Source organism: Pseudomonas sp. BIGb0381, from assembly GCF_024809815.1.
In the GTDB taxonomy this organism is placed as follows: Bacteria; Pseudomonadota; Gammaproteobacteria; order Pseudomonadales; family Pseudomonadaceae; genus Aquipseudomonas.
The window spans coordinates 133064-154937 of the sequence record NZ_JANUEN010000007.1 but is presented as its reverse complement, the minus strand read 5'-3'; the positions used below and the strand labels follow the sequence as shown (position 1 = coordinate 154937).

General features: G+C 61.2%; 17 protein-coding genes. 4 read left to right on the top strand and 13 right to left on the bottom strand.

Features of this window, described 5'->3' with window-relative positions:
- Positions 1–82: 82 nt before the first annotated feature.
- From M2397_RS19510 to M2397_RS19500, 3 genes are all read right to left on the bottom strand, one after another.
- The gene (locus M2397_RS19510; protein ID WP_167655903.1) at positions 83–1393 is read right to left on the bottom strand and encodes an autotransporter domain-containing protein; all 1311 of its coding nucleotides are present in this window, start codon (positions 1391–1393) and stop codon (positions 83–85) included.
- Between the two features lie 167 nt (positions 1394–1560).
- Positions 1561–2364, bottom strand: coding sequence for an amino acid ABC transporter permease (locus M2397_RS19505; protein ID WP_371920965.1), 804 nt, complete (start codon positions 2362–2364; stop codon positions 1561–1563).
- The gene (locus M2397_RS19500; protein WP_131697701.1) at positions 2361–3182 is read right to left on the bottom strand and encodes an ABC transporter substrate-binding protein; all 822 of its coding nucleotides are present in this window, start codon (positions 3180–3182) and stop codon (positions 2361–2363) included. The genes M2397_RS19505 and M2397_RS19500 overlap by 4 nt, the downstream gene beginning before the upstream one ends.
- Positions 3183–3294: 112 nt before the next feature.
- Between M2397_RS19500 and M2397_RS19495 the strand changes: the two genes are divergently transcribed.
- Positions 3295–4194, top strand: coding sequence for a homocysteine S-methyltransferase family protein (locus tag M2397_RS19495; RefSeq protein WP_131697700.1), 900 nt, complete (start codon positions 3295–3297; stop codon positions 4192–4194).
- A 3-nt stretch (positions 4195–4197) separates the two neighbouring features.
- Here M2397_RS19495 and M2397_RS19490 read toward each other — a convergent pair whose 3' ends face one another.
- The 3 genes from M2397_RS19490 to M2397_RS19480 are packed head-to-tail and all read right to left on the bottom strand — an operon-like array spanning position 4198 to position 5970.
- Positions 4198–4878 carry a GNAT family N-acetyltransferase gene (locus M2397_RS19490; protein ID WP_027608228.1) on the bottom strand — a complete coding sequence of 227 codons (681 nt, stop codon included), beginning with the start codon at positions 4876–4878 and terminating at the stop codon, positions 4198–4200.
- A gap of 10 nt (positions 4879–4888) precedes the next feature.
- A complete protein-coding gene (locus tag M2397_RS19485; RefSeq protein ID WP_131697698.1) occupies positions 4889–5335 on the bottom strand; it encodes a GNAT family N-acetyltransferase in 447 nt (148 codons plus the stop codon).
- Complete coding sequence (locus tag M2397_RS19480) at positions 5332–5970, bottom strand: FMN-binding negative transcriptional regulator (protein WP_131697697.1); 639 nt, start codon at positions 5968–5970, stop codon at positions 5332–5334. The genes M2397_RS19485 and M2397_RS19480 overlap by 4 nt, the downstream gene beginning before the upstream one ends.
- Positions 5971–6060: 90 nt before the next feature.
- On the opposite strand from M2397_RS19480, the gene M2397_RS19475 reads away from it, so the two are divergent.
- A complete protein-coding gene (locus tag M2397_RS19475; RefSeq protein WP_259244262.1) occupies positions 6061–7602 on the top strand; it encodes a PLP-dependent aminotransferase family protein in 1542 nt (513 codons plus the stop codon).
- A gap of 97 nt (positions 7603–7699) precedes the next feature.
- On the opposite strand, the gene M2397_RS19470 is transcribed toward M2397_RS19475, so the two are convergent.
- From M2397_RS19470 to aspA, 7 genes are all read right to left on the bottom strand, one after another.
- Positions 7700–8791: a polyamine ABC transporter substrate-binding protein gene (locus M2397_RS19470; protein ID WP_184745237.1), complete on the bottom strand. Its 1092-nt coding sequence runs from the start codon at positions 8789–8791 to the stop codon at positions 7700–7702.
- A complete protein-coding gene (locus M2397_RS19465) occupies positions 8788–9822 on the bottom strand; it encodes a histone deacetylase family protein (RefSeq protein ID WP_184745235.1) in 1035 nt (344 codons plus the stop codon). Before M2397_RS19465 ends, M2397_RS19470 begins: the two co-directional genes overlap by 4 nt.
- 130 nt (positions 9823–9952) lie before the next feature.
- Complete coding sequence (locus M2397_RS19460) at positions 9953–10945, bottom strand: AraC family transcriptional regulator (protein ID WP_259244261.1); 993 nt, start codon at positions 10943–10945, stop codon at positions 9953–9955.
- A gap of 62 nt (positions 10946–11007) precedes the next feature.
- A complete protein-coding gene (locus M2397_RS19455) occupies positions 11008–15618 on the bottom strand; it encodes a hypothetical protein (protein ID WP_259244260.1) in 4611 nt (1536 codons plus the stop codon).
- Between the two features lie 107 nt (positions 15619–15725).
- Positions 15726–16703, bottom strand: a complete 978-nt coding sequence (locus M2397_RS19450; protein ID WP_259244259.1) for an asparaginase — start codon at positions 16701–16703, stop codon at positions 15726–15728.
- A gap of 77 nt (positions 16704–16780) precedes the next feature.
- Positions 16781–18226, bottom strand: a complete 1446-nt coding sequence (locus tag M2397_RS19445) for a sodium:alanine symporter family protein (RefSeq protein WP_131697690.1) — start codon at positions 18224–18226, stop codon at positions 16781–16783.
- 392 nt (positions 18227–18618) lie between these two features.
- Positions 18619–20043 (bottom strand): aspartate ammonia-lyase, encoded by a 1425-nt coding sequence (gene aspA / locus M2397_RS19440; protein WP_025854459.1) that lies wholly within the window; start codon positions 20041–20043, stop codon positions 18619–18621.
- A 182-nt stretch (positions 20044–20225) separates the two neighbouring features.
- On the opposite strand from aspA, the gene M2397_RS19435 reads away from it, so the two are divergent.
- Together M2397_RS19435 and purE are read left to right on the top strand one after the other, a co-directional pair.
- Positions 20226–21134, top strand: a complete 909-nt coding sequence (locus tag M2397_RS19435) for a LysR substrate-binding domain-containing protein (RefSeq protein ID WP_010566930.1) — start codon at positions 20226–20228, stop codon at positions 21132–21134.
- A gap of 237 nt (positions 21135–21371) precedes the next feature.
- On the top strand, positions 21372–21863 hold the full coding sequence (purE, locus tag M2397_RS19430; RefSeq protein WP_003176980.1) for a 5-(carboxyamino)imidazole ribonucleotide mutase: 492 nt from the start codon (positions 21372–21374) through the stop codon (positions 21861–21863).
- Positions 21864–21874: the final 11 nt, after the last annotated feature.

The window sequence follows — 21874 nt, the reverse complement described above, 5'->3', positions numbered from 1 at the left end:
CCAGCCTTCGACACGACCGTTTAATCCTCGGGGGGGCAGGTGCTCCCCTTTTTTTTGCCTGATGATCAGGCTACGTCATGGCTCAGAACGCTATCGCCCACTGGCCCATCACCCCTTGATTGCGGCTGTGGCTGCCGAACTCGGCGGAATAGGCCAGGCCCACGCTGTGTGTGTCCGACAGCGCCATGTCCAGGCCGGTACGCAGCGCCAGGCTGTTACGGTCCAGTGAGGTGCCGCCGATGGTGAACGAGCTGTCGAAGTCCTCGCGTTTTTCCCCGGCGAAGGACTGGCGCACATGGCTGCCGACGTCGCCATACAGGTGTTTCCAGCTGGTGCTCAGGTGCGGTTTGAGCGTGATTTGGTTGCCCAAGGCAAAGTCGCGGGTCAAACGCAGGCCAAAGGTACTGCTGAAGTTTTGCTGGGTCTGTGCACCAACGTCCAGCGCGCTATCGCCACCCTTCTCCACGAAGCGGTCGCGCTGATAACGCTGGAAACCCAGTGCGGCAAAGGGCTGGGCGCGTAAGCCACCTGTATGAAACTGATAGCCCAGTTCGGCGAAGGCGTTTTGGCTCCGCGCTTTGTACTTACCCGTGAGGTGTTCGCGGTAATTGATGAAGTCGAAATCGACATTGCGTTGGTTCTGCCCGCTATGCCTGCTGTAGAGCGCGCCCAGGCGCAGTGCCAGCGGCCCGTCCTGGCGCACCGCATAAGCGCCCAGATGCCAGCTGTCCAGTTCGCCTTTGAAACGTTTGGCGCTCAGGTCACTGCCCGACTTACCGCCCATCACGCCGAGTCGCCAGGCATTGTCGGCCGACCAGTCGGCGCCCAGCAGCAAGCCTTGGCTGCGTTGCTTCAAACCAAAGCTTCCGTGTTGAGCATCCAGAGTGCCGGCGCCGCCCAAGGCTTGGAGCCATACACGGCTGCCCTCGTCGGTGTCGTTATCCAGCTGACGTACTGCGGACAGCAGGCTGGCGTTCAATTGTTTCATGCTGTTTTGGGTGGCGCTGCCCAGGTTGGCGTTCTGGCTACCCGCCAATTGTTCCAGTACCGCGCCCAATCGCCCTGGCTCCAGGCTGCCCAGGTACTCGCCGTATTGCTCAAGTCGGTATTTTTCCCACTCGTTCAGTTCGTCCGACGCCAGCAGGTCATCCACCGCGGCGTCGAGCACACGGGCGACGCTCAGGCCATTGCGGCTGGTGGCATGGTCAGCGAAGTAGAAGTCTTCGGGCGCGGGCAGGGCCGGTTCATGAGGGCTTTTCTCACTGTGCTCCGCGAGCGGATCGAACCATTCGCTGTCTGGCTCCATGTCGCCCCGTGCCTGTGCGTATTGAGCACAGGTGGCCCCCAGCGCGAGGGTGATGGCGAGTACGAGTTGTTTCTGAATGAGCGGCATGTAAACCCACCTCTTGATGTATGAGGCGGGGAATTTAGCGGGGCACTCGGAGGATAACTGTCAGGCCAGGCAGTGCTCGTTTGCGGGAGATGTCTCTAGCCTGATGCGAAAAAGAATGCAGCAGGATTGGCACCGTAAGGTTGCGGTCGATGGTTACTTTACTGACCTCACCCTCGCTTTACATACCCCTTGCCAAAATGGCGTTCCATCCGCGCCTGGATCAGTTCCAGCCCGAGGGACATGATCCAATAGATGATTGCCGCGGTGCTGAGCATCTCGATGTAGCGATAACTGGAGCGCCCGTAGGATTGCGCCAGGAACATCACTTCCCACACGCCCATCACCGAGATCAGTGACGAGTCCTTGAGCATGGAGATGAACTGGTTGGTCGCCGGCGGGATGATGGTGCGCATGGCCTGGGGCAGGGTGACGTGCCAGAAGATCGCGCTGTCGCGCATGCCCAGGGCCAGCGCGGCTTCCCGTTGCCCATGAGGGACGCCCAGGATACCGGCGCGGAAGATTTCGCTCAGGTAAGCGCCGTAGTTCAGCGACAGCGCGATGATCCCCGCGACGATGGCACCCGGCACCAGGCCCAGCTGCGGCAGGCCGAGGTAGATCAGCAGGATCTGGATCAGCAACGGCGTGCCACGGAAAAACGACGCGTAAAAGCTGGCTATGCCAAAGGCCACGGCACTCTTGGATAAGCGCCCGAGCGCAGTGACAAAGCCCAGCACCGACGAAGCGGCAATCGAACACAGGCACAGGAACAGCGTCAGCGCTGCGCCTTGCAGGAAGCCATTGGGGGCCAGGTGCAGGCCAACCAGGTTGGGCAGCTTGTCGAGGATGATCGAGAACTTCAGGTCAAAGCTCAGGAAGAAACTGGCAAACAGGGCGAACAGGGCCGCCCAGGTCAGGTAAAGCCGCGTGCGAAAGCCCAGCAGGGCGCGCGCAGGTTTTGGAGGAACACTCATTGGCTGATATCGGCACCGATCCATTTTTGCGACAGTTTGCTCAGGGTGCCGTCCTGTTTCAACTGGGCAAACACCTCACGCACCTTGGCGTCCCACTGGGCGTCGCCTTTTTCGATGGCGACCGAATTGGGTTCGGCGTACAGCGGCGCGCCGGCGAGCTTGAAGCGTTTGTCTTCGTTCAGGCGCGGCTGGGCGGTGACCAGGTTGGTGAGGATTGCATCCAGGCGCACACCGGCGCCCAGGCCGAGGTCCTGGAAGGCGACGTTATCGGTGTCGTACGGGGCGATCTGCACGTCCTCGAACGGGTACTGCAGTTGAGTGTCTTCGGCGCCTTCGATCACCAGGTTCTTGTTCAGATAGCTTTCGTAGCTGGAGGCGCTGGTGAGCCCGACCTTTTTACCGCTCAGGTCCTTGGCGCCATGGATGCTGTCATCCTTGGCATTGACCACGATTACGGCGGGGGAGGCGTAGTACTCCACCGGGAAATCAAACACCTCGGCGCGGGCCTTGCTCGGGGTCATGGAGCAGATGCAGATGTCGTAGCGACCGCTCCAGCGGCCAGCGGCGATCACGTCCCACGACGGCGTTTCCAGACGCAGTTTCACACCGAGCTTTTGCGCGACGGCCTTGGCCACATCGACATCGAAGCCGTCGAGTTGGTTTTGGTCGTTGAGGAACGAGAACGGCGGGTAGCTTTCCATCAGCACGCCCACCAGTTCTTTCTTCTTCTCAATCCGGTCCAGGGTCGCGCCGCCAAAGGCTTGGGTGGAGGCAGCAAGCATCGTCAGGCCCAAGGCCAATAGCGGTTTAAGTTTCAAAGTGGGCACCTGAATAAAAAAGAGTTGTTATGAACCGAATTGAACGTATTAAATAGTTATAAGAACGACTCTCATAGTGAGTTATTTTCATAAGCTTATGAGTAAAAAGCATATGGGCGCAGTAAGCACAGTAATTCTGGACGGCGGCATGGGCCGTGAACTGCAACGACGCGGTGCGCCCTTCAGGCAGCCGGAGTGGTCGGCGCTGGCCTTGAGCGAAGCACCGCAGGCGGTGGAGGCGGTGCATGCGGCCTATATCGACAGCGGCGCCAACGTGATTACCAGCAACAGCTACGCGGTGGTGCCGTTTCATATCGGTGAGGCGCGGTTTGCTGCCGAAGGCCAGGCCCTGGCGGCACTGGCGGGTGAATTGGCCAGAAGGGCGGTGCAGGCTTCGGGCAAAGCCGTGCGTGTGGCCGGCTCGTTGCCGCCGTTGTTTGGTTCGTATCGTCCCGACCTGTTCGAGCCGCAGCGCGTGTCTGAATTGCTGACACCGCTGGTGCAGGGCCTGGCACCCCATGTCGATCTGTGGCTGGCGGAGACCCAGAGCTCAATCGTCGAAGCGCGGGCGATTCATGCGGGTCTGCCGAAGGATGGCAAGCCGTTCTGGCTGTCGTTTACCTTGAAAGATGAAGACACCGACGATGTACCGCGCCTGCGTTCCGGCGAACCGGTGGCGGACGCGGCCGAAGCGGCGGCGCAGCTGGGCGTGCAAGTGTTGTTGTTCAATTGCAGCCAGCCGGAAGTGATCGGCGCGGCGATCGATGCCGCGCGCCAAACCTTCGAGCGGCTGGGCGTGGCGATTCAGATCGGCGCCTACGCCAACGCCTTCCCGCCACAGCCCAAGGAAGCCACGGCCAACGACGGCCTGGACCCCTTGCGCGAGGATCTCGACCCACCGGGCTACCTGCAGTGGGCCGCGGACTGGCAAAAGCGTGGTGCCAGCCACTTGGGCGGTTGCTGCGGGATCGGGCCGGAGCACATTGCGGTGCTGGCCCAGAAGCTGGTCTAAGCCTTAAAGCGCCTGGCGGCGACACTCCGCCAGGCCCTTCAACTGCCCGGAACCTGCCTGGTTCGCCTCGGACAACCACGCCTCAAACCCCGCGCCCACCGTCGGCCACTCCGAATCCAGAATCGAATACCAGGCCGTATCCCGGTTCTGCCCCTTCACCACCATATGCTGGCGAAACACCCCTTCAAAACTGAACCCCAACCGCTCAGCCGCATATTTGGAGCGGGCGTTGCCGTTGTTGCACTTCCACTCCAGGCGTCGGTAGCCCTGCTCGAAGGCGTATTTGGCCAAGAGGTACACCGCCTCGGTGCTTTTGGGTGAGCGCTGCATCGGCGCGCCGAAGGTGACATGGCCGATTTCGATACGGCCCTGGGCCGGGACGATGGACATCAGGCTGAGGATGCCCTGCACCTGGCCGGACGCACGGTCGACCACGCTGAAGAAATACGGATCGCTATTCGCCGCATGGTTGTTCAACCACGCATCGAACGCGGCGCGCTCGGCAAACGGGCCGTAAGGCAGGTAGTCCCACAGCTTGGGGTCGGCACCGGGGCCTTCGAGGGCTTGCCACAATTGATCGGCGTGGCGCGCCGGGTCGAGTTTTTCCAGGCGGATAAAGCGCCCTTCGAGCAGTTGCGCGGTGGGCGCCGGGGCGCCTTTCCAGTCGGCGAGGGAAGTAGACATGCTGCGCTCCTTAAAGACCTTTGCGAAATTGAATGAAGCCAGGGCGTTCGGCGATGCGCTCGTAGAGTTGGATCGCGGTGGCGTTGGTCTCGTGGGTCAGCCAGTGGACCTTGCAGCAGCCGTCGGCCTTGGCAGTGGCGTAGACGAACTCGATCAGTTTACGGCCGACACCAGTGCCGCGCTGAGCCGGGTCCACCAGCAGGTCCTGCAGGTAGCAGGAGTTTTCGATGCTCCAGTTGGAACGGTGGTAGATGAAATTGACCATGCCCACCGCCTTGCCATCCTGCCAGGCCAACGCGGAGTGGGTCGGCTCATTGGGATCGATCAGGCGCTGCCAGGTGCTCTGGCTGACGGCGTCCGGCAGTTCGGTGTTGTAGAACGTCAAGTACGCCTGCCACAGCGGCAGCCAGGCGGCGTGGTCGGCCGCGGTGACCTGGCGGATGTCGATCTGGCTCATTCTGAAACTCCTTGGGGAATAAAGCGCGCGAGGGTCTGGTCGCGTATATCGGCGCTGGCGGCCAGCCCGTCGCGCACACCGGCGATGTCCGCCGCGCTGCGGTTCTGGCTGAGCTTGCGTTTGCCGATCAGGCGCTCGATCGGCAGGCTGAAGCCGACGATGGCCTTGAGCATGCCGTCAATGTAATCAGCCGGGGCGTCGCTGACTTTCCAGGGCTGGGCGCGGTTGCCCTCGTGGCGGTCGGTGAGGGCGCTGACCACGCCGAGCACCCGTTCGGCATCGGTAAACACCTCGGCCTTGCCATAGGCATGCACCGCGATGTAATTCCAGGTGGGCACCACTTTGCCGTGCTCAGCCTTGGCCGGGTAAAACGCCGGACTGACGTAGGCCTCGGCGCCGGCAAAGATCACCAGGGCTTCGCTGCCGTTTTGCAGGTCTTGCCACTGCCGATTGGCCTTGGCCAGGTGCCCGTACAGCGTGCCATTGGGGCCTTCATCGGGATTGAGCAGCAGCGGCAGGTGGCTGGCCTGCAGGCCTTGCTCACCCATGGTCACCAACTGCGCCAGGCGCGTGTGCTGGATCAGTTGCTGTATTTCGGGCAAGTCTTCGAGGGCAAAGGCGCGAGGTGTGTACATCAATATTTTCCTTGGCGAATGCCTGCATCCTAGGCAGGCTAATGGTTCGTTGTAAGAGCCATCTAACCTCAATTTAATAGGTCCAATTCGATGCTTTCCGTAGAGCCGCCGCTGTCGTTCAACCCTGCCGGTATTGAGTTGGATCGGCGGCAAGGCCTGACACGCCAACTCTATGAAGCCTTACGCCAGCGCGTGCTGGATGGCCGGCTGGTCAGCGGTACGCGCTTGCCCGCCAGCCGTGACTTGGCGGCGGCCCTGGCGATTTCCCGTAACAGCGTGGTGCGTGCCTACGATCAGCTGTACGCCGAAGGTTTTATCGAAGGCCGCGTGGGTGACGGTACCTATGTCGCCCAACTGCCCAGCCCGAAAAAACTATCCACAAAAGTGTCCACAGGGTTATCAACAGACTTATCCCCAGCCTTATCCACAAAATGGGCCGACTTACCGGAAGATCTCGCTGGCGAAGTTATCCACAGGTCGGCCTTGGGGCGCGTGCGAAATAACCATTTGCCACAACCGCCAGCGGGTCCGCCCAAGGCGTTTCGCGTGGGCGTGCCGGCTTTCGATCTGTTCCCGTTTGAGGTCTGGGCCAAGCTCAATGGGGCGTTCTGGCGCAAACCCGACATGGAGCAATTGTGCTACGGCGACCCGGCAGGCGATGCGCGGCTGCGCGGGTTGATCGCGGCGTACCTGCGCAGTTCGCGGGGCATGCAGTGCACGGCTGAGCAAATAGTGATCACCAGCGGCGCACAGCAGGCAATCAGCCTTTGTGCACAGTTGCTGGTAGAGCCAGGTGACGGGGTGGCAGTGGAAAACCCGGGCTATCGCGCCGCAGGCCACGCATTCGCCTTGGCCGGTGCCAATCTGCAGGGCGTGCCGGTGGACAGCGACGGCATCGATTGCCAGGTCCTGAATACCTTGGTCAATTGCCGCCTGGCCTATGTCACGCCCTCCCATCAATACCCCCTGGGCGTGGTGATGAGCCTGGCGCGGCGTTTGGAGTTGCTGGCCTGGGCCGAGCGCACCGGCGGTTGGATCGTGGAGGACGACTATGACGGCGAATACCGCTACAGCGGCGCACCGCTGGCGCCCCTGGCCGCGCTGGACCGCAGTGGGCGTGTGCTCTACGTCGGCACCTTCGGCAAAGTCGCGTTCCCGGCCTTGCGCCTGGGCTATCTGGTGTTGCCGCCTGGCCTGGTCGATGCCTTCTCGCGGCGCCGTGCGGTGGATATGCGCCACTCGGAAGTCAGCACCCAAGCCGTGATGGCCGAATTCATGGCGGCCGGACACTTCCAGCGGCATATCCGTCGGATGCGGCGTGCGGCATTGAGCCGGCGCAATGCCTTGCTCGCCGGGTGGCCGCGCGGTTTGCCGGGTGTCGGCGAGTTGCCCGTCATTGCCGCAGGGCTGCACATGACCGTGCGCGTGGACAGCCTGGCCCGCGAGCAACAGCTGCTTGAGCAGGCCCGTGCCGTGGACGTCGAAATCAATGGGTTAAGCAGTTACTGGCTGGCGCAATCCACCCCCCCGGAAGACCAGCGCGCCGGCCTGGTGCTGGGCTTTGCTGCCGTACCCGAAGCGGCCGTCGCCGAGGCCCTGGCAACGTTGCGCAGGGCCTGGCACTTCGGTTGACCATCAGTGTTGGGAAAACAAGCAGCGGGCCAGCGGCAGAGTCAGCGAGTGCGCGGCGGCGGGTGCGCACTCGTCCACACTGCGCTGAACATGCCGATCAGGTCCCGGACTTGATCTTGGTCCAGACGCGCGTCCTGGCGCGTTCGGCGTCGCGTCCCAAGGGTTTCAAGGTATAGAGCGTGGCCATCGCCGCCTCGGTTGGGTACAGGTTGGGGTTGTTGCGGATCGCGGGGTCCACCTGCTCGGTCGCGTCTTTGTTCGGGTTGGGGTAGCCGACGAAATCACTGATGGGCGCAATGACTTGCGGTTGCAGCAGGTAGTTGATGAAGGTGTAGGCGTCCTGCGGGTTCTTCGCGCCCTTGGGAATGGCCAGCATGTCGAACCAGATCGGTGCGCCTTCCTTGGGCAGGCGCATATCGACGATCACGCCGTTCTTGGCATCCTTGGCGCGGTTGGCGGCCTGGGAGAAGCTGCCGGAGTAGCCGACGGCGACGCAGATGTCGCCGTTGGCGATATCGGCCATGTATTTGGAGGAGTGGAAGTAGGTGATGTACGGGCGGATTTTCATCAGCAACGCTTCGGCTTTTTCATAGTCCTTGGGGTTGCTGCTGTTGGGGTCCAGGCCCAGGTGCTGCAAGGCCAGCGGCAGGATCTCCGAGGGTGAATCCAGCAGCGCCACGCCGCATTGCTTGAGCTTGCTGATGTTCTCTTCCTTGAAGATCAGGTCCCAGCTGTCCACCGGTGCATCGGCGCCCAATGCGGCCTTGACCTTGTCGGGGTTGAAGCCGATCAGGATGGTGCCGTACATGTAGGGCACGGCAAATTTATTGCCGGGGTCGTTGGCTTCGATCAGCTTCATCAACTTGGGATCGAGGTGGTTCCAGTTCGGCAGCTGGCTGCGATCCAGCGGCTGGAACACGCCGGCCTCGATCTGCTTGGCCAGGAACACATTGGACGGCACCACCACGTCATAGCCGGAATTGCCGGTGAGCAGCTTGGCTTCCAGGGCTTCATTGGTGTCGAAGATGTCGTAGACCAGTTTGATCGACGGGTTTTGGGCCTTGAAGTCTTCCAGAGCCTTGGGAGTGATGTAGTCGAACCAGTTGTAGACCCGCAGGTTTTTTTCTTCAGCGTGCGCGGCGGTGCTTAATACGGCGGTGCAGAGCACAAGCGACTTGAACAGATTCATTCGACTGCCCCTTCAAAACCTTCGAGAACGTTGACGGCATTGATGCCGATTTCTTCTACCGCGTAGCCGCCTTCCATCACGAACAGCGTCGGCCGGCTCAGGCGGGCGATGCGCGCGCCCATCGCCAGATAATCCGGGCTGTCGAGTTTGAACTGCGAGATGGGGTCGTCCTTGAAAGTATCGACGCCCAGGGACACCACAATCACGTCGGCGCCGTAGCCCTCAATGGCCTGGCAAGCCTGTTCCAGTGCGGCGCTCCAGGTGTCCCAGCCCGAACCGGCCGGCAACGGATAGTTGAAGTTGAAACCCTCTCCGGCCCCGTCGCCGAGCTCATCGGCATAGCCGAGAAAAAACGGAAACTCGGCTTCCGGATGCCCGTGGATCGAGGTGAACAGCACATCGCTACGCTCATAGAAAATCGATTGGGTGCCATTACCGTGGTGGTAATCCACATCGAGGATCGCGACTTTTTTATAGCCCTGATCGAGAAAGGCCTGGGCGGCGATGGCTGCATTGTTGAGGTAGCAGTAACCGCCCATCAGGTCGCTGGCGGCGTGGTGTCCCGGTGGGCGGCACAGGGCAAACGCCGCCGGCGCACCGGCCTGGATCGCCTGCTGCGCGGTCAGCGCCACCTGCGCTGCGCTGTAGGCCGCCTGCCAGGTACCGGCGGTGATGGGCGCGCCGCCGTCGAAGCTGTAGTAACCCAGTTGGCCATGCAGGCTGGTGGGCAATACCCGGCGCAAGGTCCGGGCGGGCCAGGTGTAGGGCAGCAGGTCGCCTTCCTGGCCGAAGACGGTCCAGCGTTCCCAGGCGCCTTTGAAGAAGTCCAGATAGGCCGGGGAGTGAACGCGTGCCAAGGGGGTCAGGCCGAAATCATGAGGTGCGCGCACGGGCCCCAGTTGGCGGTCTTTCACCCGTTGCAACACGTGGTCGGCGCGGGAGGGCATTTCGAAACAGGGCATCAATTGCCCGTCCATCAATTCGCAACGGCCATGGTGCAGATGGTGATCGTCCGAGTAGATCGTCAGCATGTTGTTGTTCTCGAAGACTCAGGAAGGTGCCTTGCAGTGTTGCCTCGTCGGTGCGACAAGAGAACGGCAGGAGCGGCCAAAACGGGATAAATATGGCCAACGGCACTGTCCGTTATTCGCCCGCCGGGGCTTATGGCCGGAACTGACTCGGCGCGACGCCGCTCCAGCGCACGAAGGCATGCCGGAAGCTCGCGGTTTCACTGAAGCCCAGTTGCTCGGCAATGCGGTGGATCGGCATCGCATCGTCGGCCAGCCACTGCTTGGCCTGCTCGAAGCGCAGCTCATCGAGCAGTTCCTGATAACTGCTGCCCAGATCATGCAGGTGGCGGCGCAAGGTGCGTGGCGAGCACTTCAACTGTTCGGCGAGCCTGTCCAGCCCTGGTGCGGCATGCAGTTGCGTGGCAAGCAGGTGACGTACGCGGCCCAACCATGCCTGGCGCCCGGTGAACTCGGTGTTTTGCTTGCGGCAGCGCTCAGCCATAGCGCGATGGGTGATGGCATCGGCCAGAGGCAACGGTTGATCGAGCCACTGACGGTCGAAGGCAAAAGCATTGCTACCCGCCTGGAACTGCAACGGGCAGGCGAAGCGTTCGCCATAGCGAGCGCTGTAGGCGGGCGCCGGGTAATCGAAACGAGCCCCCAGCAACGGCAACGGATGGCCGAGCAAGTCGTCGCAGATCACCTTAAGCGACGCCAGGCACAACTCGATATTGAATGCGGCCAGCGCCGGATCCTCCCGATAATCGCAGGCGTTGAACCAGACCCACTGGCCATCTTCCTCAAGGGTCAACTCGAAAAGTGTTCCCAAGAGCGCCGGATAGCGCAGTGCCAAGCGCAAAGCGTCACCGAAGGTGGCACTGGTCAGCAGCGCATAGCCCAGTATGCCGTAGGCCGACACGTGCATGCGTTGCCCCAGTTCCAGGCCGAGGTCCTGGCGCAGGGCTACTGCATTTGCGCAGACCTGCATCTCCTGGCGCGTGGTGATCCGTGTATCGGGTTGGTGCAGGTCTACAACCGCGATGCCGCTGCCGGCCAGTAGCACCTCGTGGCTTATGCCTTCGGTGTTGAACGTCTCGAGCACCAGCGAAACAGCGTTCAAGGTGGTCAGGTGTGAGTGCAGCATAGGGCGGATCCCTGCAAATATTGCTTGGAGGGAGCAATTCCCATGCCGCAGGCACCCGTTGATCAGAGGCCGAAGAATAGTCGGCGTGCCTGTTCCAAGTTGATTTCGCTACGGTAATAGTTAAGCAGTTCCTGCGAGTCCAAGCCGTTGGGGGTGTCGGTAGTCAGGCCCAGGTTGCGCTGAGCGGGTGTTTTCAAGCGGGCCTTGATGAACGCCTTGGATTGCGTCCAGGACGTCGAATAGTGAAAGTGGGCATACCAGAGTACGTCATGGGTAACACGGTCCGTGATGGTGTACTCATCCAGGTAGTTCGGTCTGGCGCTCTTGAGCCGCTGTCGACTCTTGGTTTTCTTCAGGGTGATTTCGCGGCGCTGCTGGAGCCATTCCACGCCGGCAATAGTGGGTGGCCGTTCCTTGATCATGCGCCGTATGTGCTGGGCGGCGTCTTGGTAGAGTTCGGCCGCGGCCTCCTTGAGTTTTCGGCTGAGGATGGCCGCAGAGCGCTGCTGTTGAGTGCCGAGTTGCGGTCGTGACAAGGCTTGTTCAATGGCCTGGCCGGTTTCTTCCAGCAGCAGGGCGTGCTGGTGATACAGGTACTCGATACCGATGGCGGTACGCGCCGTCTTTTTCGCCTGCTCGTCGGCACGCTCCTTGAACGCCGTCAGGCCGTCGAGAAAGACCTGGGCCTTATCAAGGACTGTCTGGATCTGCGGTGTCGCAGGATGCGATGGCGGTGGCGTGGTAACGCGCTGGACCCACAACCCCTGATCTTTTTTGTGGTAGGTCGCGATGATTTGTTGAGTGATGGGCGACTTGATATCCACCAGATCGGTCTCAAGCCCGACGGAGGTCATTCGCGGCTCGCCGATCAATACGCCGTTGTAGCGGGTATTGATGAATTTTTTCTGCGCCCTGGGCGGTGTGGGTGGCGGTGTGGGTCGGCTCCTGAGGGCGTCGCGGTCGACATGCAACAGCGTCAGTTGCTGCTGCGCATCCTGGGAGTAGGCGCGCATTTTCTGACGTAGGGATTCCAGCTGTTCGGGAACGACGGCGTCGGCGAAGTCTTGTGGCAGGTCCTCCAGACGTTCATTGATGACCGCGAATTGTTCGATCAGGCTGCCCAGCGCTTCAATACGTTCATCCAGACGTGCTTCGCTGCGCTCAAACAAGGTATCGCGCAGGGCCTGGACCGCAATGTCAGCGGTATCGACGATCTTGTCCAATGCGGCCCAGGCCTCAGGCGCGCTATCAACAGAGGCTTCATCCAGGCACAGGTTGCGCGACATGGTCACCTGCAAGGCCTTGAGGTCATCACTGCTGTAGGAAGGCATTCGCTTTTTCCGCAGCTGGATCTGGTGCAAGCCCTCGGAGGACAGTTGGCGTAGTTGTTCAAAGCGTGAGTGCACGTAATCCAGGCGCTCGATCATGTCCTGATTCAACCTGGTGAGTTGTCGCGCATCTTCGATATGCCGTTCCTGAGGGACGCGGGCCTGGCGTTCGATCTGCTCCAGTACCTTGCGAAAGGCTGGAGTGAATGTGCTTTGGACCTCCTTGATACCCACTTCGGATAATTCCAGTTGGGCATTCAAATAGGCGATGGCCCTGGGCTGATAGTCTGGGATGGGATCAAATACGTGCAGTTGCTTGAGTTGTTGCAGGGCCGTTTCATAGTCCGAATGCTGGGTGGCGAGTTTTTGCAGATAGTGCTGGCGTTGCTCGTCGGCCGAGGTCTCGAGCGCTTCGGTCATTTCCGTGCGGGCTCGTTGCAGGTCCAGCGACAACGTTTTTTTTGAGTTCTCAAACGCTTGCAGTTTTTCGCGCAACTGCTTGGCAGTTTCCGTGGCCTGCAGGCTGGCGCGTCTGATCGCGCGTTTGGGGCCACCGCCACGCAGGCGCAGGCGACTGTCGATAAACCATTGGCCTAGAGCATTGTGGATCAGGGCCGGGCCGATACGTTCTGGTTTAGTTGGATCAATGATGAACACTGGCTCGTCCGGTTGCGCTGATACCTCGAACCAGCGTTGGCCGACGGGTACGTAGTATTTCTGGCCTGAACGGTAGAGGTGTTGGTGAGTACCTGCCTTGGTGATGGGGCTACTCAGCGTCGCGGGTTTTTCGACCTTGAAGCTCTCCAGCAGGGCGCGTAGTTGTTCGGTGCGGCGGTTGACCGCGCCACTGATGTTCAGCGGGGAAATAGTGTCGGCAGGCAGGTTGGATGATGCGTTGTCGGCCAACTGCTTGACGACGATCGCCTTAGCGACGGTTTTTTCAGCCGGCGGTTCTGTCTCACGCTGGGTGGCGAGTGCTTTGCCGGTGTGCTGATGCCGTGTGGCGATATGCAGGGTGATCGCCAGGCCCAGATTGAGCAGGACGTCGGTGATGGCAGCCCATTGCGCGGGTTTGTCCTGTTGCTGTTCGGCATCGACGAACTGTTGCAGTTGATCGAGAACCTGCCAGATCCACAAGGCGGTGCCCAGGGTCGGGCTGAGGAATGGCAGCACTGCATTGAGCAGGTTCCAGCCAGCCTGCTTGAGCGTTGCCCAGCGGCTTTCGGCGTTGGAGACCGACTGGCGATCGGCCAGGGTCACTAATGCCTGGGCGTTGGCAGTGAACAGCGTGGCGAGCAGGTCATCGTTCAGCACGGCGTTGCCCAGCACCATCGGGCCGCTCAGGGTCCACAGTTTGTCAGGCTCCACCAGATAGTCCGCAACGGCCCAGGGAGAGGGCAGGTCCCCTGGGAATACGTAGTTGGCGTAGTCTTCGCGCACAGCGTCGGGCAGCCAGGCCAGTACCGAGTTGCGCAATTCGGGCGACTGCGTCACGGCGTAGATAAGGTTGGCAGGCGAGGCGTATTGAACCAGCGGCGGGTTGAACAATGGGCGGTAGAGCAGGCAGGGACCGGCAGCAGGATCGGACGGGCCGATGACATACATGTTGGCCACCTCGTCGTAGGTCCCTGCACTGCGCCGTTTAGGGGCAAAGGCCAATTGGCGCATGACAATAGCCTGGCCATCCACGTTGTGTTCATGGGTGTCGAGTTCCATCAGCGCGGCGATGTAGCGGTATCCCAGTTCATTAATCCCGTCCTGCTGACGAAGCTTGCTCTGTAGCGCCATCAGCGGCAGTTGGATGCGCATGTGTTGGGTGTACAGCGCTTTGCGGCGCGCGGACTCCTGGCGCAGGTCCAGCAATTTAGTGTTGATCAGCTCGGGGTAGGTCTTGCCGATATTGACCTGCTGAATAACGTTCTCCACGTAGTCGACGGTCATCCATTCGGGCAGTGCCACTGCGTTATCCAGCTCAATCGTTTTGTTGCCCAGGGGCAGCGCAATCAGGTTCTGCAGGGCCAGCTCCACGAGTGTGAAGGTGGTTGTGTTGTAGACGCCCGGAACAATGAAGGAACCCCAGGTTTCCAGGCTCTTGACGCGCACGAGGATTTTTTCAAAAGACAGGTGCCCGGCGGTTGGGTGGTCCAGGAGAATCTGATCCTTGATTTGGTCAAGGGCGTACTTCTCGATGCCGGGGATGTCCTCCAGGTAGGACGCGCCGGCATGCGCGCTGTTAAGCGCCGCCAGGTCCTTGAGCAGACGTGCGTAGCGGTTGAGGTCACTGGTCGAGGCGCTGCTCAGCCAATCGGGCAAGGCGTCGCGATACCACTCAAGCCCAGGCCCTTTTTGTGCGGGCGCAGTGTCCGGTCCCGGGGTTGAATTCAAAGCGTTGTTGACCTTGCTCGGACTGTCTTCGCGCAGTTCTGAAAAACTCATGGCGCCGACAGCGTCAACTTGCTGAGCGACGTAGGCGCAGGCCAGATGATCAAAAAAATCGCCTTCGGGCTCGAACAAGCGCCAGTTGAGTGAAGGGCGGTTTGCCTGTGGTCCGAGATGGTCCGGCAGCGATTTGCCCAATTGCTCCAGAGAGTCGAATTTCTCGTAGCCCTTGAGCAGTGAGTAGCTGAGGATGATCGTGCGTTCCTGATGCCGGCCCGACAGTAACGCGATCTGCAACGCTTTGAATCCCTTGCTCTGTGTGCCGTCCGTCTGTTCGATTTCGATCATGCAGGCTTTGCTCGCATAGGGATCATCGATTTGTCGAGTGGCGCGTTCGGGCAGGTGAAACAGTCGGCGTGCCAGGGCGCAGTCGGTTTCGTCCCATGCTTCAACTTCCTGGACGTTCCAGCCATTACGCAGGGTGTTGGACAGTTCCTGCCAGCGCGGGCCTTTGGCGTTGCTATCGTTCCAGAAGTTGACCAGGTGCTCCTGGAAAGCGCAGAGCATGACCGGGGCTCTGGTGTTGAGGATTTTCGCAACATCGGTCGTGCGCACGGGCAAATGCACAGGCGGATCGGTGAGCGGGTACCGTGTGAGAAAGTGCTCTCCCTCGATGCACAGCGTCGGTATCGCCAGTACCGCCTGGCGGACCAGCAGGTCACTGAGTGCGTGATACTCGGGCGGCCCGGCAACGATCTGGTCGTCGAGGAGGTGCCAGGTCGGCACGCCCATCAAGGTGCTGCCCGGGTCGATGTTCAGGGTTGCGTATTGTTCATTCAGTGCCTGGCGCAATAATTCGGTGGCGGCCTCTCTGAAGGAAGGCCCTGCGTAGAATTGAGCAATCAGCTCCAGTGTCGGGTCATTGTTCTTGAGCTGTTTCTGGGCGGTGGGGGTTGCAGAGGTCATGAGGGGTTCCTGTCGTGCCGGTTGATGGAAACAACCCGAGGCAGAGGCTCGGGTTTTCCATGCTAGGCACCGACAGGTCGCTGGTGAGAGTGACTATGTATCGAATCTCAACGCAGCTCTTCACACAGGTCCAGTTCGACCAGGCGGCGAATCTCGGCGTTGGGCAGGCCCGCACCGATCAAGGCATTGAGCTTGCCAAACGCGGCTTCGCGGGTCATGCCGCCACCGGACAGCACGCCCACGCTGCGCAAGCGGCTGCCGGCTTCGTACACATCCAGCTCCACGCCACCTTCATGGCATTGGGTGATTGCCACGACCACGATGCCGTTTTCTTCTGCTCGCTTGAGGCTGGCGAGAAACGCAGGGTTGTCGCTGGGCCCGGTGCCACTGCCGAAGCATTCCAGCACCAGCGCCTGGATGCCGCTGTCGACCAGTGCATCCAGTTGCGCTGCGCCGATGCCCGGGACCAGCGGCAACACGCCGACATTCGCCAGGGCCTTGGACTGGCGGTAATCCAGGGCGGCGGGAAGCGCTTCGGCCTTGGCCACGCCGCCGTTGCGCTGCAACGCGGCAAACGGATGACGACCAAAGCTGCGGATCTTCGCGCAGCGGGTCGGTGCCATCAGCGCGCCGTGGAAGAACAGGTGTACGCCGGGTGCCAGGCCTTCGCCCAACGCCAGCAGGGCACCGCTGACGTTTTCCCAGGCATCGCTGTCGGGTACGCCGGCCGGCAACATCGAGCCAGTGAACACCACCGGTGCCGGCAAACCCAGCAATTGAAAGCTCATGGCTGCCGCGCTGTAGGCCAGGGTGTCGGTGCCGTGCAGGATCAGCACGGCGTCGCAGCCCTCGTCAACGGCCTCGACCACGGCGCTGCGCAGTCGCTGCCAGTAGGCGGGGGTCATGTTGGCGCTGTCGATCAGCGGGGACATTTCCCGGAAGCGCCAGGCGGGTACTGAGGCGTTGGCGAGCTGTTCGCGCATGCGCGCTTCAAAACCGGAGGCGGGGGCCAGGCCATTGGCGCTGGCCTGCATGCCGATGGTGCCACCGGTGTAGAGCACCATGATGTTGTTAGCTGGTTGCATCAAAGAATCTCCTGAACGAAAAACGCCGCCGGGCCCAGAGCATGCCCAAGGCCAGGCGGCGTGTCATCTGTCTACGCTCAGCGTTGCACTTGAGCGTTCAGTTCAGCCGCTGGGGCCGCTTGCGGTTTTACCGGATTGGCCGGCCAGGCCTTGCGGTCCAGGTCCAGGTCAGGGAACTGGCTGGAGTCGAACACCGGAGTCTTGATGCCTGCCGCGCGCTGGTTGTCGTAGTCGTTCAGGATGCGCATGGCAATCTTGAACAGGAACGCCAGGGCGAACAGGTTGACGAACGCCAGCATGGTCATGGTGATGTCGGCGAAGGCGAACACGGTGCTCAGGTTCTCGATCGAACCCCAGAAAATCAGCACCAGCACCAGCGCGCGATAGCCCATCAGCACCTTACGGTTGTTGCCCACCAGGAAGCGCAGGTTGCTCTCGCCCAGGTAGTAGTTGTACATGATCGAGGTGAACACGAACAACGCCAGGGCCACCGAGATAAACATGCGGCCCCAGTCACCCACTACGGCAGCCAGGGAGTTCTGGGTCAGGGCAATGCCGTCGCCTTCAAAGCCTGGGGTGTAGAAGCCGGAGAGCAGGATCAGCAACGCGGTGCAGGTGCAGATCACGAAGGTGTCGAGGAACACGCTGAACGCCTGGACCACGCCTTGGGCGATCGGGTGTTCTACCGAAGCGACGGCCGCTACGTTAGGCGCACTGCCCAGACCGGCTTCGTTGGCGAACACGCCGCGTTTCACACCCATGATGATCGCGCTGCCCACCAGGCCACCGAAGGCTTGGTCCAGGCCGAAGGCGCTTTTGACGATGGTCGCGAGCATGGCCGGTACGTGGTCGAATTGCAGCACGATCACATAGAGGGTCACAGCGATGTAGATCAGGGTCTTGACCGGCACCAGCAGGTCGGCGATCGAAGCGATGCGCTTGATCCCGCCGATGAATACCAGGCCCAGCAATGCCGCCAGGGCCAGGCCGGTGTAGGTGGTGTCGAGGCCGAAAGCATTGTTCAGCGAGTGGGTCACGGCATGGGCTTGCAGGCCGTTGAAGGCAAAGCCGAAGGTCACCAGCAGCAGGAACGCCATGACCATACCCAGCCAGCGCTTCTGCAAACCGTGCTGGATGTAATAGGCCGGGCCGCCACGGTAGGTGCCTTCCGCGTCAGTGCGCTTGTACAACTGGCCGAGGGAGCACTCGATAAAGCTCGAAGACATGCCCACCAGCGCGGTGACCCACATCCAGAACACGGCACCCGGGCCACCCAGGGTCACGGCAATGCCGACACCCGCGATGTTACCGGCACCGACGCGGCCGGCCAGGCTGAGCATCAGCGCCTGGAACGAGCTGAGTTGGTCGGAGCTGTTTTTCAGGCTGTCGCGAAACACCGAAAACATGTGGAAAAAGTGACGCAATTGAACGAAACGCGAGCGGATCGTGAAATAACCGCCGAGCCCGACAATGAGCACGATCAGTACTTTCCCTGAGAGGAAGTCGTTGATGACTTCGAGCATGGAGTGTTCCTCGCTGATTTTTCTAATGGCAAACGCAGGACGGTCCTACCCTTCGCATAGCACCAGGCAGTGCGCGACGGTTCGACCCCAATCCTTTTGCGGGTGTTGTTATTCATGCGCTATCGCGTGTATCCGGGCCTCGTTACCGACGGCCGCAGGCGCGAAGAGGGGCGGCACTATACCTAGGCGAACGTGATCCGTCTGCTCGGGCTGATTAAAGGTTTCAGCCACGCTGTTACAGGCAAGGAGGGTTTGCAGGGCGATATTGGATTTTTTATGGGCGTCATTTCACAACCTTGAGGCAAAAAAAAGGGCCTGAAGAACGAGCCTTCAGGCCCTCAAAAGGTGAGAGGTGTCTAGTCCCTCAACCTGGTGAGCGGTGCAACAAACACTTAGGCCTTCAACGGGACCAAGCGTGGGGCAATCATGTTTTCGGGGCGCAGGATGTCGTCGAGCATGGCGTCGTCGAGCAAGCCTTCTTCGCGCACCAGTTCCAGCACGCCGCGGCCGCTTTCGAGGGCGATACGTGCGATGCGGGTGGCGTTTTCATAGCCGATGTACGGGTTCAGCGCGGTGACCAGGCCGATGGAGTGTTCCACCAGTTCGCGGCAGCGGGCTTCGTTGGCGGTGATGCCGACGATGCAGTGTTCGCGCAGCATGTCCATGGCGCGCTGCAGCAGGCGGATCGAGTCGAAGATCTTGAAGGCGATCAGTGGCTCCATCACGTTCAACTGCAGCTGGCCGCCTTCGGCCGCCATGGTCAGGGCCAGGTCGTTACCGATGACTTGGAACGCAACCTGGTTCACGGCTTCCGGGATCACCGGGTTGACCTTGCCGGGCATGATCGAGCTGCCTGGCTGGCGCGCCGGCAGGTTGATCTCGTTGATGCCGGTGCGTGGGCCGCTGGACAGCAGGCGCAGGTCGTTGCAGATCTTCGACAGCTTCACGGCGGTACGCTTGAGCATGCCGGAGAACAGCACGAAGGCGCCCATGTCGGAGGTGGCTTCGATCAGGTCGGCAGCCGGGACCACTGGCTGGCCGCTGATAACGGCCAGGCGTTGTACGGCCAGGGCCTGGTAACGCGGGTCGGCGTTGATGCCGGTACCGATGGCGGTACCGCCCAGGTTCACTTCGGTCAGCAGCTCTGGCGCCAGGGTTTTCAGGCGGGCCAAGTCTTCACCGAGGGTGGTGGCGAAGGCGCGGAATTCCTGGCCGAGGGTCATCGGCACGGCGTCTTGCAGTTGGGTGCGGCCCATTTTCAGCACGTGGCTGAACTCGACGCCCTTGGCGGCGAACGCCTGGATCAGGCTGTCGAGGCTGGCCAGCAGCGCGTCATGGCCCAACAGCAGACCCAGGCGGATCGCGGTCGGGTAGGCGTCGTTGGTCGACTGCGCCATGTTCACGTCGTTGTTGGGGTGCAGGTATTGGTACTCGCCCTTGTTGTGGCCCATGGCCTCCAACGCGATGTTGGCGATGACTTCGTTGGCATTCATGTTGGTTGAAGTGCCGGCGCCGCCTTGAATCATGTCCACCACGAACTCTTCGTGGAAATCGCCGCGGATCAGGCGGGCACAGGCTTCGCTGATGGCAGCGTGCTTGGCTTCGCTGAGCTGGCCCAACTCGCGGTTGGCGTCAGCGGCGGCTTGCTTGACCATTGCCAGGCCGACCACCAATTTCGGGTAATGCGAAATCGGAACGCCCGAGAGGCGGAAGTTATTCACCGCTCGCAGGGTCTGGATGCCGTAATACGCTTGGGCAGGTACTTCGAGTACGCCAAGCAGGTCTTTTTCTGTGCGGAATGATGCAGCGGAGGACATGACGGAAATCATCTCGATATGGACCCGGAACAGGCCGGAACGCTGCGAATGCTAGGCCTGTAGGGGATTTTGGGCCAATGCTGTTAAACACTGGCCTATGCATAAACGGCATAATGCGCGTGTGACCCGGCTATCATGGCGGGCGTGTGTGCCAAGATGGTGCGTATCCGTGGGAGGCAGCGATGAACCTTGAGAGCAAATGGCTGGAAGACTTCAGCGCCCTGGCGGCGACACGCAGCTTTTCCCAGGCGGCGGAGCGGCGGTTTGTCACCCAGCCGGCGTTCAGTCGACGTATCCGCAGTCTTGAGGCCGCACTGGGCCTGACCCTGGTCAACCGCTCGCGCACGCCGGTTGAGCTGACGGCGGCGGGGCAGCTGTTCCTGGTCACTGCACGCACCGTGGTCGAACAGCTCGGTGAAGTGCTGCGCCATTTGCATCACCTGGAAGGCGGGCAGGGCGAGGTCATGCAAGTGGCCGCTGCTCACTCCCTGGCGTTGGGGTTCTTCCCGCGCTGGATCGCGCAACTGCGCAACGAAGGCCTGAACATCGCCACACGGCTGGTTGCCACCAACGTCGGTGACGCCGTGCACGCCCTGCGCGAAGGCGGTTGCGATTTGATGCTGGCCTTCTACGACCCGGATGCGGCCATGCAGATGGACGCCGAAATCTTCCCTTCGCTGCACCTGGGCAACACCGAAATGCTCCCTGTGTGCGCGGCGGATGCGGATGGCAAGCCGTTGTTCGATCTGGAAGGCGAGGGCAGTGTGCCGTTGCTGGCCTACAGCGCTGGCGCGTTCCTCGGCCGGTCGGTGCACCTATTGCTGCGCCAGCGCGCGCTGCGCTTCACTACTGTTTACGAAACCGCGATGGCCGACAGCCTCAAAAGCATGGCCCTCGAAGGCCTGGGCATCGCCTGGGTGCCGCAGTTGAGCGTGCGTGCCGAACTGGCTCGAGGCGAACTGGTGGTGTGCGGTGGGCCGCAATGGCATGTGCCGCTGGAGATTCGGCTGTATCGCTGCGCTTTGGTGCGCAAGGCGAATGTGCGGTTGTTGTGGCGTAAGTTGGAAGGTGGGGCGGCGCAGAATACCTGAGCCCTCCCACAGGGTTTTGTGGTTATTTGGCTGACTCTTAAGTCAATAAAACCGCCGGTTTGCGCCGCTGGACAGATGGTCATTCCAGGGGCTGTTTATCTGGATTATTACGGTATACTGCGCGGCCTTCGGCCGGTCCAACCGGCCAAAATTCGTACACCAAGCCACGCCGGATTTCCCGCGTGGCTTGTTGTTTTTTGACGCGCCTGCGGGCGCCCAGAGAGAAGAGGCACGACGATGAGTGCATTGGTTGGCGTGATCATGGGCTCCAAGTCCGATTGGTCCACCCTTAGCCACACCGCCGATATGCTGGAAAAACTCGGCATTCCGTATGAAGTGAAAGTGGTCTCTGCCCACCGCACCCCGGATTTGCTGTTCCAGTATGCCGATGAAGCAGAATCCCGTGGCATCGAGGTGATCATCGCCGGTGCCGGCGGCGCAGCGCACCTGCCGGGCATGTGTGCGGCCAAGACTCACCTGCCAGTGCTTGGCGTACCGGTGCAGTCGGCAATGCTCTCGGGCGTCGATTCGCTGTTGTCCATCGTGCAGATGCCGGCCGGTATCCCGGTGGCCACCCTGGCGATCGGCAAGGCCGGCGCGATCAACGCAGCCCTGCTGTCCGCCAGCATCCTGGGCGCCAAGCACCCGCAGTTCCACGCGGTGCTGAAGAAATTCCGTGCTGAACAGACAGACAGCGTGCTGGACAATCCAGACCCACGTATCGCCTGAGGTTGTTGACG

Coding starts and splice junctions, on each gene's coding strand:
- purE (WP_003176980.1), top strand. CDS start 21,372: ATGAGTGCATTGGTTGGCGTGATCATGGGCTCCAAGTCCGATTGGTCC.
- M2397_RS19445 (WP_131697690.1), bottom strand. CDS start 18,226: ATGCTCGAAGTCATCAACGACTTCCTCTCAGGGAAAGTACTGATCGTG.
- M2397_RS19485 (WP_131697698.1), bottom strand. CDS start 5,335: ATGAGCCAGATCGACATCCGCCAGGTCACCGCGGCCGACCACGCCGCC.
- M2397_RS19455 (WP_259244260.1), bottom strand. CDS start 15,618: ATGACCTCTGCAACCCCCACCGCCCAGAAACAGCTCAAGAACAATGAC.
- M2397_RS19450 (WP_259244259.1), bottom strand. CDS start 16,703: ATGCAACCAGCTAACAACATCATGGTGCTCTACACCGGTGGCACCATC.
- M2397_RS19470 (WP_184745237.1), bottom strand. CDS start 8,791: ATGAATCTGTTCAAGTCGCTTGTGCTCTGCACCGCCGTATTAAGCACC.
- M2397_RS19510 (WP_167655903.1), bottom strand. CDS start 1,393: ATGCCGCTCATTCAGAAACAACTCGTACTCGCCATCACCCTCGCGCTG.
- M2397_RS19435 (WP_010566930.1), top strand. CDS start 20,226: ATGAACCTTGAGAGCAAATGGCTGGAAGACTTCAGCGCCCTGGCGGCG.
- aspA (WP_025854459.1), bottom strand. CDS start 20,043: ATGTCCTCCGCTGCATCATTCCGCACAGAAAAAGACCTGCTTGGCGTA.
- M2397_RS19460 (WP_259244261.1), bottom strand. CDS start 10,945: ATGCTGCACTCACACCTGACCACCTTGAACGCTGTTTCGCTGGTGCTC.
- M2397_RS19505 (WP_371920965.1), bottom strand. CDS start 2,364: ATGAGTGTTCCTCCAAAACCTGCGCGCGCCCTGCTGGGCTTTCGCACG.
- M2397_RS19475 (WP_259244262.1), top strand. CDS start 6,061: ATGCTTTCCGTAGAGCCGCCGCTGTCGTTCAACCCTGCCGGTATTGAG.
- M2397_RS19480 (WP_131697697.1), bottom strand. CDS start 5,970: ATGTACACACCTCGCGCCTTTGCCCTCGAAGACTTGCCCGAAATACAG.
- M2397_RS19490 (WP_027608228.1), bottom strand. CDS start 4,878: ATGTCTACTTCCCTCGCCGACTGGAAAGGCGCCCCGGCGCCCACCGCG.
- M2397_RS19465 (WP_184745235.1), bottom strand. CDS start 9,822: ATGCTGACGATCTACTCGGACGATCACCATCTGCACCATGGCCGTTGC.
- M2397_RS19495 (WP_131697700.1), top strand. CDS start 3,295: ATGGGCGCAGTAAGCACAGTAATTCTGGACGGCGGCATGGGCCGTGAA.